Origin of the sequence: Neobacillus sp. OS1-32, assembly GCF_030915425.1 — a bacterium.
Classification (GTDB): domain Bacteria; phylum Bacillota; class Bacilli; order Bacillales; family Cytobacillaceae; genus Neobacillus; species Neobacillus paridis.
The window spans coordinates 2,534,547-2,557,684 of sequence record NZ_CP133263.1; the positions used below are offsets into that span (position 1 = coordinate 2,534,547).

The 23,138-nt window shown below is 39.8% G+C and carries 24 protein-coding genes; 2 read left to right on the forward strand and 22 right to left on the reverse strand.

The annotated features are described in order from the left end of the window. Window positions 1–102 precede the first annotated feature (102 nt). Both RCG24_RS12685 and RCG24_RS12690 read left to right on the forward strand, forming a co-directional pair. On the forward strand, window positions 103–828 hold the full coding sequence (locus RCG24_RS12685) for an ABC transporter ATP-binding protein (RefSeq protein WP_308077163.1): 726 nt from the start codon (window positions 103–105) through the stop codon (window positions 826–828). After that, window positions 821–3,268 carry an FtsX-like permease family protein gene (locus RCG24_RS12690; RefSeq protein WP_308077164.1) on the forward strand — a complete coding sequence of 816 codons (2,448 nt, stop codon included), beginning with the start codon at window positions 821–823 and terminating at the stop codon, window positions 3,266–3,268. Before RCG24_RS12685 ends, RCG24_RS12690 begins: the two co-directional genes overlap by 8 nt. A 358-nt stretch (window positions 3,269–3,626) precedes the next feature. Here the strand turns inward: RCG24_RS12690 and RCG24_RS12695 are convergent, their stop codons facing one another. The 22 genes from RCG24_RS12695 to RCG24_RS12800 form a co-directional block, all read right to left on the reverse strand. Further along, window positions 3,627–4,046, reverse strand: a complete 420-nt coding sequence (locus tag RCG24_RS12695; RefSeq protein WP_308079172.1) for a EutP/PduV family microcompartment system protein — start codon at window positions 4,044–4,046, stop codon at window positions 3,627–3,629. Window positions 4,047–4,071: 25 nt separating this feature from the next. After that, window positions 4,072–4,425: an ethanolamine utilization microcompartment protein EutS gene (gene eutS / locus RCG24_RS12700; RefSeq protein WP_202652876.1), complete on the reverse strand. Its 354-nt coding sequence runs from the start codon at window positions 4,423–4,425 to the stop codon at window positions 4,072–4,074. A 185-nt stretch (window positions 4,426–4,610) separates the two neighbouring features. After that, the gene (locus tag RCG24_RS12705; RefSeq protein ID WP_308077165.1) at window positions 4,611–5,765 is read right to left on the reverse strand and encodes a 1-propanol dehydrogenase PduQ; all 1,155 of its coding nucleotides are present in this window, start codon (window positions 5,763–5,765) and stop codon (window positions 4,611–4,613) included. A 34-nt stretch (window positions 5,766–5,799) separates the two neighbouring features. Next, complete coding sequence (locus RCG24_RS12710; RefSeq protein WP_202652878.1) at window positions 5,800–6,636, reverse strand: DUF7973 family transport facilitator; 837 nt, start codon at window positions 6,634–6,636, stop codon at window positions 5,800–5,802. 92 nt (window positions 6,637–6,728) lie between these two features. Further along, window positions 6,729–8,123 (reverse strand): aldehyde dehydrogenase family protein, encoded by a 1,395-nt coding sequence (locus tag RCG24_RS12715; RefSeq protein WP_202652879.1) that lies wholly within the window; start codon window positions 8,121–8,123, stop codon window positions 6,729–6,731. Next, window positions 8,120–9,115, reverse strand: a complete 996-nt coding sequence (locus RCG24_RS12720) for a cob(I)yrinic acid a,c-diamide adenosyltransferase (protein WP_202652880.1) — start codon at window positions 9,113–9,115, stop codon at window positions 8,120–8,122. The genes RCG24_RS12715 and RCG24_RS12720 overlap by 4 nt, the downstream gene beginning before the upstream one ends. 15 nt (window positions 9,116–9,130) lie before the next feature. Beyond that, on the reverse strand, window positions 9,131–9,400 hold the full coding sequence (locus RCG24_RS12725) for a EutN/CcmL family microcompartment protein (RefSeq protein ID WP_202652881.1): 270 nt from the start codon (window positions 9,398–9,400) through the stop codon (window positions 9,131–9,133). Between the two features lies 1 nt (window position 9,401). Further along, a complete protein-coding gene (locus tag RCG24_RS12730; protein WP_202652882.1) occupies window positions 9,402–10,193 on the reverse strand; it encodes a flavoprotein in 792 nt (263 codons plus the stop codon). Window positions 10,194–10,204: 11 nt separating this feature from the next. After that, a complete protein-coding gene (gene eutJ / locus RCG24_RS12735) occupies window positions 10,205–11,032 on the reverse strand; it encodes an ethanolamine utilization protein EutJ (protein ID WP_308077166.1) in 828 nt (275 codons plus the stop codon). An 8-nt stretch (window positions 11,033–11,040) separates the two neighbouring features. After that, entirely contained in the window at window positions 11,041–11,622 is a 582-nt protein-coding gene (pduL, locus tag RCG24_RS12740) for a phosphate propanoyltransferase (protein WP_308079173.1), read from the reverse strand. 87 nt (window positions 11,623–11,709) lie between these two features. Further along, window positions 11,710–11,985 (reverse strand): BMC domain-containing protein, encoded by a 276-nt coding sequence (locus tag RCG24_RS12745; protein WP_202652885.1) that lies wholly within the window; start codon window positions 11,983–11,985, stop codon window positions 11,710–11,712. Beyond that, entirely contained in the window at window positions 11,982–12,740 is a 759-nt protein-coding gene (locus RCG24_RS12750; protein ID WP_308077167.1) for a BMC domain-containing protein, read from the reverse strand. Before RCG24_RS12750 ends, RCG24_RS12745 begins: the two co-directional genes overlap by 4 nt. 19 nt (window positions 12,741–12,759) lie before the next feature. Next, window positions 12,760–13,125, reverse strand: a complete 366-nt coding sequence (locus RCG24_RS12755) for a glycerol dehydratase reactivase beta/small subunit family protein (RefSeq protein ID WP_308077168.1) — start codon at window positions 13,123–13,125, stop codon at window positions 12,760–12,762. Between the two features lie 78 nt (window positions 13,126–13,203). Then, complete coding sequence (locus tag RCG24_RS12760; protein ID WP_308077169.1) at window positions 13,204–15,030, reverse strand: diol dehydratase reactivase subunit alpha; 1,827 nt, start codon at window positions 15,028–15,030, stop codon at window positions 13,204–13,206. A 32-nt stretch (window positions 15,031–15,062) separates the two neighbouring features. Beyond that, window positions 15,063–15,584 (reverse strand): diol dehydratase small subunit, encoded by a 522-nt coding sequence (locus tag RCG24_RS12765; protein WP_308077170.1) that lies wholly within the window; start codon window positions 15,582–15,584, stop codon window positions 15,063–15,065. Between the two features lie 18 nt (window positions 15,585–15,602). Next, window positions 15,603–16,277 carry a propanediol/glycerol family dehydratase medium subunit gene (locus RCG24_RS12770; protein ID WP_308077171.1) on the reverse strand — a complete coding sequence of 225 codons (675 nt, stop codon included), beginning with the start codon at window positions 16,275–16,277 and terminating at the stop codon, window positions 15,603–15,605. 19 nt (window positions 16,278–16,296) lie between these two features. Further along, a complete protein-coding gene (locus tag RCG24_RS12775; protein WP_202652891.1) occupies window positions 16,297–17,961 on the reverse strand; it encodes a propanediol/glycerol family dehydratase large subunit in 1,665 nt (554 codons plus the stop codon). Between the two features lie 19 nt (window positions 17,962–17,980). Continuing rightward, on the reverse strand, window positions 17,981–18,766 hold the full coding sequence (pduB, locus tag RCG24_RS12780) for a propanediol utilization microcompartment protein PduB (protein ID WP_308077172.1): 786 nt from the start codon (window positions 18,764–18,766) through the stop codon (window positions 17,981–17,983). A gap of 20 nt (window positions 18,767–18,786) precedes the next feature. Beyond that, the gene (locus tag RCG24_RS12785) at window positions 18,787–19,071 is read right to left on the reverse strand and encodes a BMC domain-containing protein (protein WP_235887893.1); all 285 of its coding nucleotides are present in this window, start codon (window positions 19,069–19,071) and stop codon (window positions 18,787–18,789) included. A 313-nt stretch (window positions 19,072–19,384) separates the two neighbouring features. Then, window positions 19,385–20,470: a helix-turn-helix domain-containing protein gene (locus RCG24_RS12790; protein WP_202652893.1), complete on the reverse strand. Its 1,086-nt coding sequence runs from the start codon at window positions 20,468–20,470 to the stop codon at window positions 19,385–19,387. Window position 20,471: 1 nt separating this feature from the next. Then, window positions 20,472–21,704, reverse strand: coding sequence for a sensor histidine kinase (locus RCG24_RS12795; protein WP_202652894.1), 1,233 nt, complete (start codon window positions 21,702–21,704; stop codon window positions 20,472–20,474). A gap of 222 nt (window positions 21,705–21,926) precedes the next feature. Next, a complete protein-coding gene (locus RCG24_RS12800; protein ID WP_308077173.1) occupies window positions 21,927–23,132 on the reverse strand; it encodes an acetate kinase in 1,206 nt (401 codons plus the stop codon). Between the last annotated feature and the right edge of the window lie 6 nt (window positions 23,133–23,138).

Sequence of the window (23,138 nt, forward strand, 5' to 3'; positions counted from 1 at the left end):
TCCCTCCTAGACCAATATTTGTTTACGAAATATATATTAAATTAATAGATTATATTTTTCAATATATATTTTACATTTTATTCATTTTTTGTTAAATTAATCTTGTCTAAAAATAATATATTATGTGAGGTTAATAGTGTGTCAACAATTTTAAGAGCCGAAAATATAACTAAAAAGTATAACTATGAAATGCAGAATAATATTCTAGAAAAAACCTGTTTTACCGTTGAACAGGGTTCCATTCAAGTTATTAAGGGAAAGAGTGGATCAGGTAAATCGACATTTTTAAGTATAATTGGAGGAATGGAGTTTCCCACAAGTGGAAAGGTTTACTACAAAAATGAATCTTTATATGACCTTTCTGATGAAAAACAATCAAAGATTAGGGGAGAAAAATTTGGTTTTGTTTTTCAATCTTTTCAGTTAATTCCCGAGTTAACAGTAAGAGAAAATATAGAGCTACCCCTAATACTTCTAAAAAGAAAAAAAAAGGAAAAATTAAAGGAAAGTGTAAACGAACTTGCTAAGGAATTAGGTATAGGCTATCAGTTGGATAAGCGCCCAAGCTTTTTATCTGGCGGGGAACAACAACGTGTAGCTATCGCGAGAGCTTTGATAACTGAACCGGAAATTTTATTTGCTGATGAACCAACAGGTAACTTAGACCAAACGACAACAAAAAGTATCATAAGTCTATTAACCAAATTAAATAAAGATAAAAATTTGTCCTTAGTCATTGTAACTCATGAACCTAATCTTTTTCAGACTCCTCATTATCTATACTCCCTGAAAAACGGTAAGTTAGAGAGGATGAATTTGAATGTTTAATTTAAGTTGTAAATTTTTATTTTCGAGAAAAAAATGGCTTGTTTTGATTGTTCTTACTTTGGCAGTTGTCATTTCCTCTATCCTCTCAATATTTACAGCTTCGGAAGCTATTAGAGCAGGCTTATTGGAAAAAGCTTATTCTCTATACGGAGAACATTCTGGGGGACTAGTTGGTGTAGAGACAACTAAAAGAGAATTAGAAGGAAAAGTAAAGAAAATAGGTGAATACCAATTATTAGATTTCTATCCTTTAAAAAATAATAAGAAAGTAGCTACTATAGGATGGATGGATAAAAATGCTATAAAACTAGGTAATATAAAGATTATGAAGGGGCGTTTTCCCAAAGATAAGAACGAAGTAGCCATAGAATCTGCTTATTTAAATTTAATTAATAGTAAATGGAAGATTGGGGAAACTTTAACTTTAAAAGGAAAAAAGCAACAATGGAAAGTAAAGTTAGTAGGTATTGTTTCTAATTATTCTTCCAAATGGTATGTACCGATTCAGTTAAAACAAGGGATTAATGCCTTTCCGAATATTTTTCTAGGTACTCCTGCTTACAAAAATACACCTAAGAATAACTATTTAATTAAGATGGGGGATGATAGAAAGAACACTATAAAAAAAATGGAAAAACTTTTAAATGAATATAATAATATGGGTTTTGTTAATTACAAGTTATTAGAAGAGGGTTTAAAAGATTATGATAATATCAGGTATGTATCCATTACATTTCAAATTATTCTTCTTTTAATTTCTTTTTTTTCTGTAACTAGCTTATTTTCCTATTTCAACATAAAGCAAATGCAAAAGATAGGAATTTTAAAGGCAATAGGAGTAAAAAATAGTAGTTTATATCTATTGTATTTCTCTCAAGTTTTTATCTTGTTTTTATCCAGTTTGTTGTTTGCAATACCATTCCAATATGTCCTTAAAACTTTTATTGTAAAAATGGGGTTTAAAGAAAGTTTATCGGGATCTCCCAACCTTTTTAATACAAATACTATCATAATATTATGTATTGTCTTCTTATTTGTATTAGTCTTGTTTATTTCTTGTTGGACCCTGATTCGTTCCAAACATTCTTCTATTAAAAGCATAATAACTGGTAATAGCAAAACTCCCTTTATTCATGAATATCTTGAAAAGAAGATAAAGACATTTGAAGTAAAGCAATTAGCAAGGCAATTATTTTTATTCCCAAAACAATTTGCTTTTACGGTTTCTATTATTAGCATATCTATACTTGTGCTAGTATTTTCCGTTGTCCTTCAAAAAGAGTCGGATGGGATATGGGATGTAGAAGAATATTATTACTTAAGCTCTCAAGAACTATACGGCTATGATACGGTAGACAATTTGCCAGTCCTATTAAAACAAGGGCTAACTTTTTCTGAAGAGGATGCTTTGAAATTAAGCAATCTGTCCGGAGTTAAATATGTTGAAAAAAATCCATTTATGGTTGATGTTAAACCATTATTGGATGCAGATCAGAAAACAAAATCTATTAATTTATGGTTAAATAAAAATGGATCTATGTTGACTTACGAGAATAAATGGATTGTACCAAACGTAAAATATGAGATTGTAGATGAACAGGAGTTCAACAAAATTTTCCCGGAACGAAGCTATAATGACTTTAAAGGAAAAATTATGTTATTTATCCCTAATAATGATAGAACAAACGATAAGAATATAAAAAAGCTTATTGGTAAAAAGCTTAATTTCGTTAAATTAGTAAAAGAAGATGAAAATATACGAAAAATAGAAAAGAAATTTTTGGTTTATGATGCTAGAAATCAAGCACTTACTAAACATTTAAATGGATTGAGGATAAAATATGATAATTTTACAATTGTATTTGATAAGGATACAATTGTAAAGTCCAATCTTTTTTATGGTTATTATGATTTTAAAGTTTATTTAGATAAAGATATAACAAACAAAGAATTTAATAAAATTGATGATTATGTGAATCAGCTAATTGCAACTGTACCGGGAAGCTTATTTCAAAACATTCCGGAATCTATTAATAACGCAAAACGGATGACATCACTTTTAAGTTTCCTTGGAAAATTTTCCTTCGTAATTGCATCATTATTAACTACCCTAAGTATTAGTATTATCGTATTTAGTAAATATCGGCTTCAAAAGAGAGACTGGGGAATTTACTTATCTTTGGGGATGTCCAAGAGAAAAATTTACTTATTTCTAACCAAGGAAATGTTTATATATTATTTTCTAGCCTCTATAATAAGTTTCTTAGTACTTGTATCAGTTTTACTTTCAGCAAATTTGACCTATTCTATCTCATTTTATTTAATTTATTTTGTGTTGTCTCTCTTATTTATGTTTTTTCTAATAATAATTGGAAGTTTCCTATTATATCAGATTGTTACCAAGCAATCCGTATTTTCTATGTTAAGAGAAGTAGAATAGAATTATTGTAAAATGCTAACTCATTAAGCCAATTTCCTCACCTATTCTTTAGGTAGGGATTTTTTTAGGATAAGAAAATTCTGTCTCACCGTAGCCCATATGGATCAAGCTCGAAAGTTTCTTTAATCAGTGTTTCTTAATGAAAAGCATCTCCTTAAATTAATACGATTATCGTGCCAGAAGCTTCTACTGTTTTATATGCGTTGTTTGAATACAAATACGGGCTCTTACAAAAAAACAAACAAATGAAAAGAGGATAGCTTCTTCGCTATCCTCAAGGGGCTGAAAGGCATTTTTTTCTAAATATACCGTATGTGGTCAAAAATGAAGGAAATAGTATCGACAGTTAAGAAGAATTCTATTCTTGGTCAAGATACTGTAGTATTTCGTCTATCCCTTGCCCGGTCATGACAGAGATATGAATGATCTTCTCTGCTCCGGCCATACGCAGATATTCTCGGGCAGCTTCAATCTGTTTTGGATCTTTTGCCAAGTCTACCTTTGTTACAATTCCAATGATCGGCTTTGGAAACATCGCCGCAAATAGCGGAGGAAACAAACTTGTTTGCTCTGTACAGTCCTGTATCAAACCGATTACATCGGCATCGGCCGCGGTGATCGTTATGGCATTATAATAGAATCTGTTTTCAATGTATTCACCGGGAGTATCGATGGCATTTTCAAATGTTTGAACGGCTTGCGTCTTTTGATATTCCATTTGCTCCCCGTGGAGCCTTTGACAAAGGGTTGTTTTTCCGCTGCCTGTTTTACCAATCAGAGATGATTTTTCTCATAATCAACTCCTATGTTCTTGTTACCTTGGTAGCAATGGTAAAATCCAAAATCTTGGATAAGCCGGTTAGCACTTCATTCAGCGCATATTCGACGGAGGAGACATCTCCAGTAATCACAACTGAACCACTAAAGCGATCCACAAAGCCAATTTTGATATTACCCGATTTTGTCGCAATATCGGCGGCAATTATCGAGGCTTCACTAGGTGTGATCGTTAATATTCCAATCGCATTATGATAATCATTCGCCAGACCGAGCTTTTTGTATAAGTCCTCGTCCGGATTGGCGATGATATGTGCTAAAGTGACCTGTTTCCCTGGTACATATTCTTGGATAATTCTTTCTTTTTTTCCTTGTTCCATATCTAACCCATCCTATTTCCTTCATTAATTACTATTGCTAGGGCATCTCCATTGAATGTTTTAACATGAAATAATTAAGCTTTCTTGGCAGTAAGCCATCGGTAAATTAATCTTGGAAGAAATCTTCTAATCCTGATTTTCATCTTACGCCCCTCCAATTTTATTACTGCTTAACATTCCAAAGACTAACCTTCATACGCCCACTTCAATAAATTTTTGAAGTCTTCCTTGCTGACACTTTTGGGATTGCCGGTCGTACAAATATCATGGCAGGCTTCCTCGGCAATGACTGGAACATTTTCTTCAAACAACTGTTCATCAATGTTACACTCTTTTAATGTGGAAGGAATACCCATCCGTTTGTTTAGATATTTAACCGCCGTTGCCAGACTTAAAACGCCTTCTTCTAATGTAGAACTGGCAAAGCCTAACATCTTGGCAATCTCCGTATATCTTTTGGCTACCTTGGAAGTATCAACCGTTCCATCACATAATCCGCCGTTAAATTGAATCACATAAGGAAGCAAAATGGCATTGCTTTTTCCATGTGATAAATGGAATTTGGCGCCAACAGCGTGTGCTAAACTGTGATTAATCCCTAATGAGGCATTCGTAAAAGCAACCCCCGCCATGCAGGAGGCAACATGCAGTTTTCCTCTTGCATCAAGGTCTTCACCAAATCTATAGGCTCTCAGTAAATAGGTAAAGATAATTTTTATTGCTCTTTCCGCATAGATATCCGTGAATTCCACTGCGTTTGGTGAGACATACGCTTCCAGCGCATGTGTCAGCACATCCATTCCGGTATCAGCCGTAACAGAAGGCGGGACTGTTTTCGTCAGTTGCTCGTCTAATATGGCAACATCAGGGTACATGCAGTCATCACTCATCGGAATTTTGATGTGGCGGGCTGTATCAGTTATAACCGAATAGGATGTTACTTCCGATCCCGTTCCACTCGTAGTTGGAATGGCAACAAAAGTAGGTCTGGCAAATTCCATTTTTCCATCGAACTTTTGAGCTGCCTTATCGAAAAATGACAAGATCGCTTTTGCTGTATCAATTGGTGAGCCGCCGCCAAGTGCAATAAGTAAATCTGGTTTCTCTTCAAGGAAGGAGGAAAACCCCGCTTTAACCGTTTCTAAAGAAGGGTTAGGTTCAACCTCTGAAAAAACCTTATATTCAGCTCCCGATAATCTGCTGATTATTTTGTCAGCTGTACCAAGTTTCACCATCATTTGATCCGTGACTATGAACGCCTTTTTTACTTGCAAGTCACATAAATAGTCTAATGATTGGTTTCCAAAGATAACTTTTGGTTTTACTAAAAAGGTATTCATTTGCTTTATCCTCCGACCTACACCTCATCACCAATTACATGAGGGTAAAAATAAACAAGCTGCAAAGAAAGATCGTTGTTGCTGGCGGGTCAATATGACTGTCAACATAAGTGTTTAATGTATAGCCGATGGCTTCGCCCAGGACGCCGGCAATGACAGCAAATAGGGCACCAATCAGGACACTTCCGGTTGCCATAGTTGCATATCCGGCAACAAGGGTAATATGGTGGGTGATTGGAATATCAAAACCAAACTCTAGGAAGATTAATGTTGCCGCACTAATAACAAAACCAAGTGTAGTAATTTGCGTTAGATCTATCAAATAAGAAATAACCAAACCAATGCCTAGTGAATTTACGATAACAAAAGCCAATGTTTTGCCGGTAGGAACATATTGTCGTTTTTCACCGGCTTTTGGTGTGAATTTCCCAGTTAATCCTGAATGACCAAATGCGAAGCGGGCAATCAGACCTGATGTAAACACGGTCATCGCAACTGTATCGACAGGAATTTTCAAATATGCATAGAGATAATTAATGAGATAACCCAAGATGCCAAACATTCCGCCAATCAATAAAACTGAATAATCATTGGTTTTTTTCAATGGCGTCAAAATATCAGCACCATTCTCAAATTCATGTTTCTTGTTAGCTGCGAACGCTGCGGCGGCAACACCGCCGGCAAACGCGATATGCGGGCCAAACAAGGTTCCAAAGGTAATATCGTTCAAAATGGTTGCAGGTCCGCCGGCTGCGATAACGCCGACGCCGATTAATCCGATAAATCCTGTGAAAATAAAAGCTGGTAATGCACCCAGAACTGCGCCAAAAACTCCTCCACCAAATGCAGCTAAAATTAATTCCCAAGTCATAAATACTCTCCTTACTCTGAACTCTTATTTTTAAGAGCAAATCGTTTATTTTTATTAGAGGGTATTGCCGTACAACAAGATCTTTCTATTCATTACCTTACAGATAATCCATCTACTAGAACACATTTTCTTCTTCTGGCAAAGTTTTTAGCAGAAGTTAACCCTTCGCCGGTAGGACCCGCGATCGTAAAAGTGGTATAACCTTCTCCGCCAACTCCAATTCCCGCGTAGGATGGACCATTCTTGACAAAAATTGTGGTTTGAATGGCCTTGGCGAAATTCGTTAGATTGTCCACATTCTTAGAGTGCATAATCGCAGTATGACGGAAGCCATGCTCTACTTCCACTGCTAATTCAATTGCTTTCTCAACATTTTCAACCCGGACAACCGGAAGGATTGGCATCATTAGTTCTGCCGTTACCAGCGGGTGATCGCCAGGTACGTCCATAATCGCTACACGGGTACCTGCAGGAACATCAATTCCGATTTGGCCTAAAATATAGGCAACATCTTTACCAACAAACTTTTTATTGGCATGCCCCTTGTCAACTACTAACTCGGTAAGCTTTTGAATTTGTCCTTTATCGGTAATTTGGAAGGCACCATTTTTCTTCATGTAAAAAATCAGGTAATCAGCGACTGATTCAACCACGATGACTTCCTTTTCGGCTACACATGGCAAGTTATTATCAAAACTGCAGCCGTCAATAATATCCTTACCGGCCTTTTCCAGATCTGCTGTTTCATCGACAACGGCCGGAGGGTTTCCTGCTCCTGCCCCAATCGCTTTCTTTCCGCTCGATAGAACGGCTTTGACAACTCCAGGACCGCCGGTTGCCACAAGCATTCTAATCTTTTTATGTTTCATCATGATGTTGGCTTGTTCAATCGACGGATTGACGGTGGTTGAAAGCAGGTTATCCGGCCCGCCGGCTTCCACGATCGCTTGGTTCAGCAGTTCAATTGCTTTTAACGAGGTATTCTTGGCTGTCGGGTGCGGACTAAAGACAACCGCATTCCCTGCAGCGATCATCCCAATTGAATTACAAATAACTGTTTCAGTTGGATTAGTCGTTGGTGTAATCGAACCAATCACACCGTAAGGAGAAAGTTCGACAACCGTTAATCCATGATCACCGGAAATGGCCTCCGTTTTTAAATCCTCAATTCCCGGCGTTTTTTCTGCCGCCAGGCGATTCTTGAGCACCTTGTCTTGATAGTTTCCCATGCCTGACTCATCAACCGCCATGCGAGCAAACAATTCAGCATTTTCAATGGCTGTCTTACGAATGGCATCAATCAGTTTGCCTCTTTGTTCAAGTGAAAGTTTGACCAGTTCTTTTTGAGCAGCTTCTGCCGCTTCAATGGCCTCTTCCATATCCTCAAACAAGCCAAAATGCGGTGCTTTTGCCTCGTTATTACTCGAGCTCATTTCCTCCAAGATTTTTTTAACAAGTTCTTCAACCTTTTGTACATCTACAGTCATTTCAATTTCCTTCTTTCTTCGTCAAACACCTTTAAAGCTGCGGCAGCGATTGTCATATCTTCTTCCACCGTTCCGCCGCTTACTCCAATACCACCAATTATCTGTTTATCTACTGTAAGCGGATATCCTCCGCCAAAGGTGACGATTTTATGATGATTTGTTAATTGAATGCCGTATAACTCAGCACCCGGCTGGATCAACGGAACTAGTTCATGTGTCGCCATTTTTAACGCCACCGCCGTATAGGCTTTGTTAGCCGAAATATCCAAACTTGCTAATAGTGATCCCTCCATACGATGGATTAAGGTGATGTTTCCTCCGGGATCAACAACTGAAAAGACAACAGGAACTCCTAAGGCTGCTGCTGCTTCCTCGACTGCTTTGGCCATTTTCCCAGCCAATTCGAGTGTGACATTTGTCAGCTTTTCTTTCGAACACTCGAGTTTCTCGATTACCTTTCCTTTGATTTCAGCTAACATGCTATAGTAAACTTCCGCCCTCGCTAACATGAAGATCGTATCGGATAATCGGTTGACATACTGAATAACTTCACGACGGACACTTGATTCCTTACTCAGTTCTACGATTAATCGTTCTGCCCTGCGGATGATCGACCTCGATAAATGAAGCGCAGCCGAAGCCGTTGTTTCCCCAGGAATGATAAATTCATGGATTTTTCCCAGCTTTTCCTCATATTTGTCAATAACACTTTCAAAAAAAGCAATATCCTCGGAACCTACTTTATTTTTCAACAGCTCTTTTCCTTTATCGTCACTGGCCAATTCGGCACCGACAACAAAGATCTGTTTTTGGATGCGGTTTATGATATCCTTTAACTCGCGATTTTTTATTAAAGAATAGGCAACACCGAGGGCAGCATTCGCTTCATCAAGTGTTCCGTAACAGGTAACCTTAAGGCTGTCTTTGGCGATTCTTGAACCGCCAAGAAGTCCTGTTTCACCTTTATCGCCCTTTTTGGTATAAATGGCCACTCAGTCCAACCTCCTTTATCCACTTACCTCTACCGAATCAACAATAGCCACAATCGCAGCATCAATCATCGAATCCGAAGAGTCGAATACGAATCCTGCCGGTCTTCCGTTCGTGACAATCACATATTCTCCTTTTCCTGCCCCAACACTGTCTACTGCTACTTCCACACTGTCCTGCAATTCCCCGTTGGGTTTTACCTTTTCTACTAATAATAGTTTTTTCCCAACTAAGTCTTCGTCTTTTCGTGTTGCCACAACACTGCCAATTACGATTCCTAAGTACATCCTAATCACCTGCTAATCTTTCACGTATGATGGTTACCCCCATCTCCTTGGCAGTCTCAAGCGCTAGAGGGCTAATAATCGTTGATTGTGCTATTTTAAGAGCTTCATGATGTTGTTTTGCTTCGATAATGTCCAACCTTGTTAGTACCTTTTTTTGAAAAACCGTCAGTTTTTCACGAGGCGCTTGTTTTGGCCTTTGCTGAGTAGAGAAAGTAAAGACATTCTGCTTGACGGCCTCAAATAGATTTTTGGCCTCCACTAATACCGTGCCGTAGCTTTCCAATGTTCGCAGGTGCTGGTCCATCTGATCTGTATAAGCTTTCGGTGCTTTGTTTAAACCAAGCTTTTCTCTTATCGGGCTGTGTAAATCACAGGCGTCATTGGCAGCGATAATCGGAGTCCCTTCCATAATCACATGGGATGCCAGGTTGGTTGCCATCGTATCCGCAATGCCTAATGCAATCTTTACAGCAGTATTTAAGGTCAACGTCGGAATAATTAAGGCGCTGATTCCATCGTAGTACGGTCTTAGTCCTTTCAAATCCTTTTCAAGATAGATTGTCGATATGCCCAGCCGTTTCTCGATTAATGGAGGGGAAAGAACATACTCGGCACTGTTAGATAACAAAATGTTGAATTCCCAGCCGTCCTCCATCAGAAGTTTCAGCTGCTTCAGCGATTCTTCAAACCCGCCGGCTCCTCCGGTAAAAAGGACTGTGGCTTTTTTCATTTTCTGTTGTAGCCTTTTGAGTACCTCTTCCACGATGCTGTTGAGTATTGCTTCCGTGTTCAAACCCTTTCACCTCATTTCAAACAGGACAGCGCTATACCTAAAGGAGTGGTCAGCAGGGGATGAGCCGGTTTAACCGTTTTTACGCCAATTTCTTTATAAAAGACTTTTTCAAACTCATCAAAGCAGCTCGCTCCCCCGACGACGTAAATTTCCTCAACATCGTAGCTTGCGATGTGTTTTTTCACAATCGCAGCCATCTTTTCAACCACGGGTTTGATAACTGGAAAGACTTCATGTTGTCTACTTTGATCTTTTTTTAGCTTCTCTGCTTCCTCAAATGAAGTTTTGTAATTTCCGGCAACCACCAGGCTCATATGTGTTCCACCTGTAGCCTCATCCGCGGTATAAATGACTTCGCCATTTTTTAGGATGCTAATGCCTGTCGTTCCTCCGCCTACATCCACAACAGCGCCGTCGGTTATTCCCAATACTGCCGCTGCTGCCGTAGGTTCATCGACGACTTTGACAACTTCCATTTCTGCCGATTCAACTACGTTGGCGATCGCCTTTAAGTTGCCGCCAATGGTGCCAGGGGGGATCGCCGTTGCCGCATGGGTCAATGACACGCCAAGAAGATCCTCCATTTCACTCTTTAGCTGCCTTACAATTCTAACTGCGCCGACATAGTCGACCACTAGTCCATCCTTGACAACTGATGCCGGATAAAGGGCGCCAGCAACAGGATTTCCCATGTTGTCCAAAACCGACAGAACAATATTTGCCGTTCCCAGGTCAACACCGACATGCAATTCTCCTTCATAGGGATTACTTTGGTGTTGTTCAATTAGTCGAGCGAAGCTATTAATATAATTATTTACTTTTGTTAGATCAATAGACATAGCGCATCTTAGCCTTTCCTGATTTTCCCGAGTTCTCCGTTTTTCACTCCTGCAGCATTAGCTTCATCCGTATCAAGGTGCATTTCTAAAACATATTTATCAGATACGCGAATAAGGACATGTTGAAAAATCGTTTTCCGTACACTGCCAACTTCTACTTCAACCATTTCCTTATCATGTAAGTCAAACTTCTCGGCAAATTCAGGTGGAACATGAATATGCCGCAGTGCCGCAATCACTCCTTCTTGGAGTTCCAGCTTTCCTGCTGGTCCTGTTAAAACCAAACCAGGAGTTCCTGCGATTTTCCCTGATTCCCGTACTGGTGCCGGGACACCAAGTTTAAAGCTGTCAGTAAAGGAAATTTCTACTTGTGTTTTTCCTCTTACAGGTCCTAAAATTCGCACATTCTGGATTTCACCCTTAGGTCCTGTTAGAACGACCGTTTCCTTGGCAGCAAATTGTCCAGGCTGTTTTAAATCCTTCATTTTGGTTAATTGGTAGCCTGAACCAAACAGTGCTTCCAAATCCTTTTGGCTCAGATGTACGTGCCGATTGGAAATTCCAATTGGTACATACGGCACTGCTTCCATTTCTTGCAGCCTTTTAACTACTTCTTTTACGATCTCTGCTTGTCTAGCTGAGCTGTACGCCATTTAAGAACCTCCAATCGTTTTAGCTTACAGGCCTTGAGGAAGCATTTTTTCAACATCTGTATGTGGTCTGGCAATGACATGGACAGAAATAACCTTTCCGACACGTTCAACAGCAGCAGCACCAGCATCAACAGCTGCCTTCACGGCACCGACATCTCCGCGTACCATTACCGTTACAAGTCCGGAACCGATTTTTTCAAAGCCGACTAAAGTTACATTGGCTGCTTTGGTCATGGCATCGGCTCCTTCAATTGCCCCAACTAATCCTTTTGTTTCAATCATTCCTAATGCGTCATTCATTTGCCGTTCCTCCTTATTTCTTTGTAATGAATACAGGTTGAGCGTAAATCGCCCTTTTTCCTAGGACATTTGGGGTCCTTACAAATATTGCAGGTTGCTCCATTTTCTAGTTGCGATGAATCTACTTCAGCGCTTTCCTTGAAAAGATTTCCTTCTTCATCAGGGAAGTCCGGATTCTCTTGTTCAACTGGGGTTGCATCCTCTGTATCGTTGTGAACAGCTGCTTCCGTCAGCGGACTTTGTTCAGATTCATTCCCAGCTGCCTGATTCTGTTGGATTTCCTCTTCCTTGGAAACTGCTTTGTTTTCAAGACTTTCACCAGCAGCTGACGGATTATCCGAAACCGAAGCAATCGTTGATTCACCCTCAGTCCCTTCCACCTTAGTATGAGTTTCAGTACTTTCGGGGATTTCAGGTTGACTGGATGGAACATCTGTTTTCGTTTCATTTGTTTCTGTTGTTCTTTTTAAAGGTCCTACCGTTTCCTTGGTATAAATGATTTTTTCAATTTCATCATGGGGTCTGGCAATCATATGTTTGCTGGCGACTTTACCGACTCTTGCAGCCGCGGCACTGCCAGCTTCTAAAGCGGCTTTTACAGCACCGACATCACCGACAAATTTAATCATGACCATCCCGCCGCCTTTTGTTAGCTCATAACTAAGCAGTGTGACATTTGCCGACTTAACTGCTGCATCGGCTGCCTCTATTGCTGCTGCCAATCCGACGGTTTCAATCAATCCTAATGCATTCATTCCTAAAACTCCACCTCCTTTACATTCGTTCTCTGATTCTCCTGAGAACCTCTTTCACAATAGTGGAGATTTCCTCTGAGATAAGAGTTTCTTCTTCCGCTGAATGAATCTCTTCAAAGCTTTTAAAAGGAATCCCTTTTACCAATCTGGCTGCATTCGCCCCAAGCACATTCTGTTGATCCTGACTTGCTGCACTTAGTTGAAAAAGCGGCTGTTCCTTAGGCAGCTTGGTATAATGAAGAATCATTTGGCTGTCATCACCAATGCCAATACCAACGCCTAAGGTAGAATCCAACGCAGCCTGATAGCCTAATTCAATCGCTGAATTCCCCGTTTTTCCTTGATAAAGGTAGGGAACTCCTTCCTCTTCGATTCCATAAAGCAAGGAATGAAAAAGAGGAATCGTTCAGTAATGAACTATAATAAACATGGACCGCTGGTTTTTCATTTCCATCGTTTATTTTCACTGAACCCTTCCTCCTTCACTAAGAACCAATATAAGTCCTGTAGCTACTGCGTTTCGAGGACCTTCACTGCCGCGAATATTCCCTCTGCCAGCTACAACACCATATTGAGATAATGCATCCGTTACTAATTGTGGAACTTCAAAGTCTAATGCTGAGCCCCCTACCAAAACAACAAACTCCATATCTCGTATATTTCTTGTTGGTGAAACAAGCGTTAATGCGCGAATTGCGTTGGTCACAAATACCTTTTCTTTCGCTCCCCGTCTCACAAGCTTAATTTTTTCCACTGATTGCTCTCCAGGGATTGGAATCATGTTTCCATCTTTTAAGATAACAACTCTGGCAAATACATGAGGGTCGAGCGGATGATCGAAGAATTGAACGGTTCCATCTTCATGGCGAATATGGAACAAGCTTTCCACTTTGGCCAGCGGATATTTTTTAATATCTTCGGCTAAGCCTATGTCATCAAGACCCAATTCTGAATTAATCAGCATTGTGACCATATCGCCTGCGCCAGCTAAGTGAATCGATGTTGTTTTTCCATCTTTGGACATAATCGAGGCATCGGTAGATCCAGCCCCCATGTCGACAATCGCGATCGGTGTTTTTGTTCCTGGAGTAGATAGTGCGCCGCGGATTGCCATATCAGCCTCTACTCCACCGACCTCTACAGGAACATTGATTTCCGCTTGCAGTTCGTCGGCGATCATTTGCATTTGCAATTTATCCGCTTTTACCATGGCTGCAATTCCGACGGCATTCTCCATCGAGAATTCTTCAGCTAGCCCACCCTTGACCTTTTGTGGGATAAACGTATTGACAGCCAGGAGGTCTTGAATTTTGATATCATTGGGATGTTGGTTTGTCAGCTCAGACATCACCTGTCTAACTCTTTCCAACATGCCGCCCGCATTCGTTCCAGCTTCACCCTTAATATCTTCAATCGGTGCCGATGCTGTTAACACTTCCATCATTCTTTCAGCACCTTCATCGACATCTACTGTAGCCTTTTTCTTACCGATAATATGAAGTTTGCCTGCTGGGATGCTCCTAGCCTGAACATCTCCCTTTGGAGTCTTTATTACAACGGCGGAGCGATTCCCAATGAGTGCCCGCGCAATCGGTACAATCATTTTCGTTTCATCGGAGTCCAAGTTAAATACTGTTGCAATACCGTATGGATTAGATAATACTTCAACGACGCCGCCGGGAGGGGCAACCTCAATCGCTGCTTTCATACCAACCGGTACTTTTTCCAGTAAACGAACTTCATCAATGATTGGCATTTTCTTCTGAATCCGGTTATTAATGAGGACACCGTCATCCTTTTGAACAATCGCCCCGTTGATTTTTAAACCTTGTTCATTGGCCTGATTGATCATTTCGGCAGCCTGTTCAAAGCCCACATCTTTTCCGATTAAAACGATATAATCTTCGGTTGTGTCTGCTTTTTTCAGATCGTGAATATCAATGGTTTTTCCAATGCCTAAGCCCAATCCCCCTGGTGTTGAGGGATTGTGGCCAATCATTGTGGACTCAGTAATAATCGTCTCAGTAATGGTTTCCATGGCCACATCCCCAATAACAGGAGCTGCTTCATTAATTCGAATAAGATCCAAGTCGTCTATTTTTCGATTAATTTTGTTGAGAGCTTCTTTAATGGCAGCCAGGACACCATGGATATTTTGCCGCGTACCTTTCATTCCTGTTGTATTAACAAAACCACTTGTTAAAAAAGTGACTTGGTTGTCATTTGATACATTTGCAATGGCAACTTCCGTTGTGGCGTTTCCAATATCCACTCCTGCAACCAATTTCATTAGCCTGTACCTCCTGGATCAAATAAGGCAGATCAATCTTTTTTCAAACGATCCCTTAGTTCATAGATTTCAGCAGCTTCACGAACTAAAGTAGCGTTAACCTTTGCTCCATATTGGTGTTCAAGTTCATCAGCAATGGCTAACAACTCTTCTTTTGTGGAACGATAAGGCCGTAAAGAATTATAGATTTCGAGAATCCGATCATCTGGAATAGCGATGAGTTCAGCCGCCCGGCGAAGGTTGCGGGCAAATGGTTTCCGCCCCATTGATTCAGCTACTTGTGCTTGCAATTCCAATGTTTCCGGGGAAATCCTGACATCCTCCGGTCTAACAGCGCCATCGATAACTCCAGCTAAGGTTATATCATCTAAAGATTTCCCCGTTGGTGATTTAATGAGCTCTGGTCTTTTTTCTGATAATGGATAGTCCGTTTTTGCTTCAACTTTTACACAAGTTTTTGTTTCGCATTTTGTTGGTTCTGGTGTATTTTCTTTTGCTCCACTCATGGAGGACAATACTTCTTTTACGATTTGTTCAATTAGTTGTTCATTCATACTGTTCACCTCCGTTTATTAGTAGAACTTAACGTCCAATTCAACTGGTTTTTTATTACGGTCGACATATTGTGTTTCTTTAATATGCAATAGTGCCGCAATTGCCTGGTATTTGGGACGAGCCATTTGGTCATTTCGAGTTGGCACTGGATTTGGTGATTCACCTTTTGCATATTTAGCAGCATTTTTCCCAATAGCACGGAAGGTTTCCAGGTCTAATAACGGCGCCTGCGGGAATAGCTCTAAGTTATTTAATGGCTGCAAATCTTTTTGATGGATAACGGTTGTTCCTTTTGATTGAATACCAATACCAATTCCAGATCCGCTCAGTTTTGCCGCATCATGAGCAACAAAGCCTACGTCTGAGGTACGGTAAACACGAACAACTCTGGCTGTAAGTCCTTCTTCTTCAATACCGGCGATAACTTCTTTTAATAAGTCCTTATGTGGGATTCCGACAATTGTTTTTGTTTGATGCTCACCAAAAGCTGCCGCAAGCCCAATGACAACTTCATTCTTTCTTGTACCCACTTTTGCTTCGCCTTTAACAGCAAGTTCTAAGCCTGTTGCCTCATCAGCTGCCGGTTTTTTTACAGTTTCTGTTACTACTGATTCAGTTTGTTTATTTTCAGCACCAAAATCTGCTAATACTTCTTCAATAATTTGACGAATTAATTTTTCATTGATGGCCATTCACTTACACCCCTTTCGGTTAGTTAATGTCTTCCGGTCTAATGGCGCGAGGGATATTTTTAATTTCTTCCCATCTTTCTTCACTCATACGGTAGCCTGTTCCAGGACCCATATAGTCGTTCACGTCATTTACGGCACTAATAATATGGAAGTCTTTATCGATAATTGCTGATGTATGGAGATAGTCACCAGAAATACGTTGTTTTAACATATTTAAGACATTTTGAGCGACATCTTCAAAACCGCGTCTGTACAGTGCTTTCACGACATCAAGACCTGTTACGCCGCGTTTCATCATATCTTCAGCAGCTCTTAAATCCTCAACAACGTTCCGGTCAGGCATATCTTTGCTGCCATGTGCGTAGGTTGCTGCTTCTACTTCTTCATCAGTAATCGTAGGAAGACCTAATTCTTCAAAAACAGCTTGGATTGCTTTCGCTGCTTTATTCCGAATGGCAACTACTTCCTCTTCAGTAACCGGACGTAAGCCGCCATCAACTTTAAGGTCACGTTGTAATACGTTATAATCATCAAAGTCTTCTGCATCGAAGTTCGAGCCGGCAAACATATTGTCATAGTTTGGTGTTGCACTGTAGCCAGAGAAAATAAAGTCTGTTCCAGGAAGCATTTGCATTAATGTCCGGGCTGTTCTTCTGATATCAGAGTGTGAGAATGTTTGGTCGTTACCAGAAGCCACTTCCATATCCAACATTGTTGTAATAAGGTTTTCAGCAAGGACGGCACGAATACCGGATGGAACGCCTCCAGGAACGCCAATACAGCTAATCGAACCGTTTTGCAGTCCTTGTGCACCAGCACCTTTAGTGATAAAGATACAGCGTGCTTCCAGGTAAAGCATCGATTTTCCTTCGGCATAACCCATTTGTACTTCTGAACCTGTACCAGATGTAAAACGCATTTTTAGACCGCGGGATGCATAAGCGGATGCCAAGAATGCTTTAGAATATGGAGTATCGTCACCATCAACAAATACTGGCTCAGTACCGTATACAGAAACTGTTTCAGCGTAACAAGTTAATCCTCTCATCCCCAATTGTAATTCCGTTGCTTCTTCAACAGAACATTGAGTTAAGATTCCGCCGCGACCAGTTTGCGCACCAACTAAAAGTCCCAGTGCATTAAATGGATAATAACGAACAATACCTACTGTTGTTTCCTGTTCATCAAATCCACGTAGTGCTGCTTCAGCTGCGTCAGCGGCAATTTGAATCGGATTGTCTTTTACGTTAGTTACGTGACATTGGTTCGATGGCGTTTTTCTTGCTCTCATTTTTTGTAGTGCCATCATCATTTCTACCACGTTCATATTGCCCAGCACTTCACAAATCTTTGCCGGGGTCATTGCAGTAGTCAGCGGGACAATTTTTTCCCGTGGAACATTAATATCTACTAACATTTTGGCAAACTCTACTGAGTCAATGGCCATTGCTTCTTCAGATTTTTCAATATTAATCCCGTAATCAGCAATAAAACGGTCAATGAAGTCAAAATCTTTACGGGCTTTTCCATCTAATTCCACAACTACGCCATTTTCAATTTTGATGCTTGGTTTAGGGTCGCTAGGACCGTTCATGGCAATTAAGCCTACTTCCGGCCATTCAGCAACAAACCCATCTTGGTTTACGGGACGTTCTGCTAGTACTTGAAAACGTTTGGATTTCATGAGTTACCCTCCTATTTAATTAAATGTAAGGAACTGTATCAGAAACAGGCTGACTTCCAAGGGTTCCCAAAAGTTTAATGCCAACTTCTCTTGCTGCAATTAGGGCTTGGCGGACAGCACCAGAATCGCCACTGAAGGTTAAGATGACTTCATTGGAAAAACTAGTTCCTTGAGCAGGAGAGCTATAACCGATTACATCAACATTTGCAGCTTTTACAACCGTATCAGCTAAAACAACGCCAATGGCAGCAGGTGCTCCAACTACGAGGCCAAATGATTTGCCAATAGGGGCATTAAATGCTTTTTCACATGCATAACTTGCACGAGCAGTATATTGAAGTTCGATATGTCCTGCTTCATTTCCATATACATCACCGAAGGTACGGTCTAATTCTTTAAGAGCAACTTCAACCGCGCGACGAGCATCTGCTACATCCTCTGCACCGAAAATAATTAAGCTGCCGTGACCTGCGCCGCCTTTGGTATCACGGGCAAGTTCTACTTTTAAAATTTCTGTATTCGTTGCTTTGACGGCTTCATCAGCAGCCATAATTTGCGGACCAGCTCCAGTACGGTCTCCGATAATACCGATCGAGCGGTATTTTTTGTCCAACCCCATTGCTTCATGGACACTTGGATCCACGTTTGCGATCACAAGTCCAATGGTATCGCCGCGGCCGGTACCAACAAACTCAGTTAAACCGCAGAAAGTTTTTTCCTGTTTCTTTTCTCCAACAGCAGGTGCAGGTACATCTACTTTTTTCATTACTTCTTCCATAATTTGTTCGATAAGTTGTTCTTTCATTTTTTTACACCTCCGTTAGTTTATTCTTGTATTAATTTAGGTAAGATTCCTTCAACTTCTGAATGTGGTCTTGGAATAACATGAATGGAAACGACTTCTCCCACTTTTTCCGCAGCTGCTGCACCGGCATCAGTTGCAGCCTTCACTGCTCCGACATCACCACGAACCATGACTGTTACAAGTCCTGAGCCGATTTTTTGGTAGCCAATTAGCGTAACATTGGCTGCTTTAACCATTGCATCGGCCGCTTCTACAGCACCAACCAAACCTTTCGTTTCTACCATTCCTAATGCTTCTTTCATCATTTGGAGTTCCTCCTTAAAATGTTAGGCTGATGGAATAGTAATCGGTCAGACCTCATGCTATTCCTAAATCGCTTACATTAATAATCGTATAATAATTGATTTGGACTTTCGTGATAGGATATTGGTATCTAAGGGTAAAGATTTGCTTGTTTGTTATGGTATTTTTTTGTGTTCATTAATTTCTCTATGATGATTTTTTGCCAGGAGGATACTTTTTTGTCCCGTCCTGATATTTTTTTGTCCTGATGCCTTTTAACTGTAATGTTTTTTTAAACAAAAAATCCACCTGCCACAATAGCGGGTGGATTACTTCCTAAATATACCAATTATTATTAAGAATCTTGGCGTTTTTCTTCAACAAAATGTCTTTACTAGGTACTTTCTCCTTTTGCTTACGATATTCAGAGGGGGTAACCCCTACCAGCTTTTTAAAAACTTTACTAAAATAATTCGCCTCTTGATAATTAAGCGATAAGGCAATATTGATGACCGGCATATCTGTTTTTTCAAGAAGTTCCTTTGCCCTTTCTATTTTCCTTTCTGTAACGTAATTAACGAAATTGATCTTTAATTCCTTCTTAAATAGCTTGCTGAGATAAAAAGGACTTAAGTGAACATACTCTGAAACTTCTTCTAATGTAACGCCTTTTTGATAATTTTTTTCGATATAATTAAGCGCAAATTGGATTACCTTTTTTTCCTGAATCGAGGCAGTTGACATAATCTCCTCAAATATTTCTTCTACGATATTGGATATCGTTTTTTCAAACGTATAGAGATCGATAATATTTTGTGCTTTCTCCTGCCATTGGATTTTTTTCTTGATGTCCAAGCCTTTTTCCTGACAGATAATACCTAACTGTTCTACCATGGATACACTAAACGCCCGTATTTCATTCAAATTACCACCATATAGTAAAGAAAGCTGCTTGCCAATTCTTTTCAACTGGTCTTTGGTACTCTTAAAGTCTTCTTCTATGATGGAGTGAACAAATTTATCAATGATTTTATCATAAGAATGCCTGTTAACCATTTCCCACTGCAAAAATTGATCAACGATCTTCATGATACTTTTCGTACTATATGGCTTGATTAGAGTGGCATCAGCCATTCTTTCTACTGTCTTTGGGAGGGTGTTTACGTAATCAAAGTCCAACAATAAAGTAGTAAAGCAATTTTTGTTGTAATCCTTCATTTGTTTTAGGCATTCATAAATATTCATACCGGGAAGATTACTATCAAGGAACATCATATCAGGTTTATTCGAACGATAGAGGTCTAATGCTGATTCCGCCGTTTCAGCCTCCCCGATTGCCGTTATTCCTTTTACTTCCGAAATAATCCGTTTGAGTGCATCTCTTATTAATGATTCATCATCCACTATTAGAAGTTTATACATATCAGATCTCCCTATCGTACTTATTTGGGATCTTTAGTTTAACTGTTGTACCGCCGTTTACGTTTTGACTTATGGAGAGTCTGTAATCATTGCCGTAATGGGAAATTAAAATAGAATTAACGTTCCGTAAACTAATTCCCTTCATTTGCCCAGTCTGTTCAATCATATTTTCACCATCAGCTAAAATATCGGCAATCTTTTCCTTAGTGATTCCAACTCCGTTATCGGTTACTTCAATAATCGAATCGTGACCCATAGGATACCCTTTAATTGTAATGATACCGTTTCCATCCTTTGGCTCAATTCCATGGACAATCGCATTATCAATAATGGATTGCAAGATCAAGGAAGGCAATTCAATAGATTTAATCTCTTCATCAATATTGAAAAAAACTTGAATTCGATCTTTAAATCTAAGTTTTTGCAGTTTTAAATAATCGTCAATAAAGGACAGTTCCTCTTTTAATGAAACAAGCCGGTTATAATTAGTTAAAATGTACTTCATAATATCTGCCAAAGATACAATGACATCCTGAGTTCTAGGCGCATTTTCAACAATCGATAAACATGTAACAGCATTCAGTGCATTGAATAAAAAGTGTGGATTTACGACCAGCTGCAGGGCGCGAATTTGCTTGTCCAACAGAGCTTTCTCCAAATCCGCCTGAACTTTCATTTGTTGGATTAGCTGCTGATTCTTTGCTTGCAGCTCTTCTTGGGCAAGGTTAATGACATTCTGTTCAAACATGTGATTAATCACGTAAAACATCATTTCAGCCGCTGCTTCAATTTTTTTAAGAGAACTAATCGGAATTTTGTTATACTCATCGACTATTTCTTTATTCTCCTGCCAGCCGGAAGACTCTTTAACAATAAAGTCAAGTTTATCTTTTTCTTCATCACTAATTCTGGCTTGTCCCACCTGCATCGAGCCGATCCATTGACCTTTGACAATGATGGGAACAGAAAGATCCACTAATCCGGCATGACATTTATACACATAAAAGGTACCCCTTCTTGCAGCTTCCAAGCCGCCATATGCATCACACTTAAAGCAATTCTCAATGAGTTGTGGATCTTGCCGTAGGCAGTTACAAAAGCCGGAGAAATTACTATACTCGGCAATTGGATTTCCCTTGAAATCAACGGTTATAGCTGCTAGCCCAGTTGATTCTGCATACGAGTCTTGAATTTTTTGTAAAAGATTAATATCAATAATTTCTTGCAAATTCATGATCGAATCAGCTCACTTATATAGAGAATATTATTTATCTCATTATACAACATTGATATATTATTAAAGGTATTTGGGTTAGTGTTTTCGAAAAATAGACATAATCCATTTCTATTGGCAAATGTAATTTTTTAAGGACAACGATTGGATCATCATGGTGTGTTAAGCGATAAGGTTCTTTAGAGACGGTGAAACTTTAAGGGGAAAAGTCTCCCCTTAAAGTCAGCTGAGTACAAACATTTCGTCGGAAATTCTAAGTACATCTCTGGCAATCATCACTTCTTCATTCGTTGGAATCAATAATACCTTGACAAGGGAGTGCGGATAGCTAATTACCGCTTCTTCACCGTGAATATAATTTAAGCTTTGATCCCAATAAACGCCCATAAATTCTAGTCCTGTCAGTACTTTTGAGCGAATCGTAGGGCTATTCTCACCAATTCCTGCTGTAAAAATGATGGCGTCGACGCCATTCATCCGGGCAGCATAGGAGCCGATGTATTGATGAATGCGGCTGGAAAAAATATCGAGCGCGAGCAGTGCCCGGGCATCGCCTTCGCTGGCCTTCGTTTCAATATCGCGCAAGTCACTGGAAAAACCGGTGATTCCTAACAGCCCGCTCTCTTTATTTAAAATTGTTAATACTTCGTCAGCAGTTTTGCCTGTTTTTTTCATGATAAATGGGATGATGGAGGGGTCAACACTACCGGATCTTGTTCCCATTACCACGCCTTCAAGCGGAGTAAACCCCATTGAAGTATCGATCGATTTGCCTCCCTTAATGGCGGCAATGCTGGCACCGTTTCCTAAGTGACAGGAAATTAACCGCAGTTCCTCAATTGGTCTTCCTAGCATTTCCGCTGCCCGCTGGGAAACATATTTATGTGAAGTACCATGGAAACCATATTTGCGGATTCCATATTCCTGATAATATTTAATCGGCAGGCTGTATAAATATGAACTTTCCGGCATAGTTTGGTGGAAAGCTGTATCAAACACAGCAACGGATGAAATATCTGTTAATACTTTTTGAAATGCCCTAATTCCGGAAACGTTTGCCGGATTATGGAGCGGTGCCAATTCAGAAAGCTTCTCCAGCTGGTTTAAGACCTCATCGGTTACAAGAACTGAATCCTTAAATATTTCCCCACCATGGGCCACACGGTGTCCAACGCCATCAATTTCCGAAAACGAATGAATAATTTTATTGGAAATTAATTTTTCCAAAAGAATCTGAACAGCAGTATCATGGTTAGGAATATCGAGGGTCTCCTTCTTTTTTTCTCCAGCGACAGTAATGGAAAAAATGGAATCCTTTAAACCAATCCTTTCAACAATTCCTTTAGTAATTATATTTTCACTAGGCATATCAAATAGCTGAAATTTCAATGATGAACTACCTGCATTAATCGCCATTATCTTAGACATCTTTTG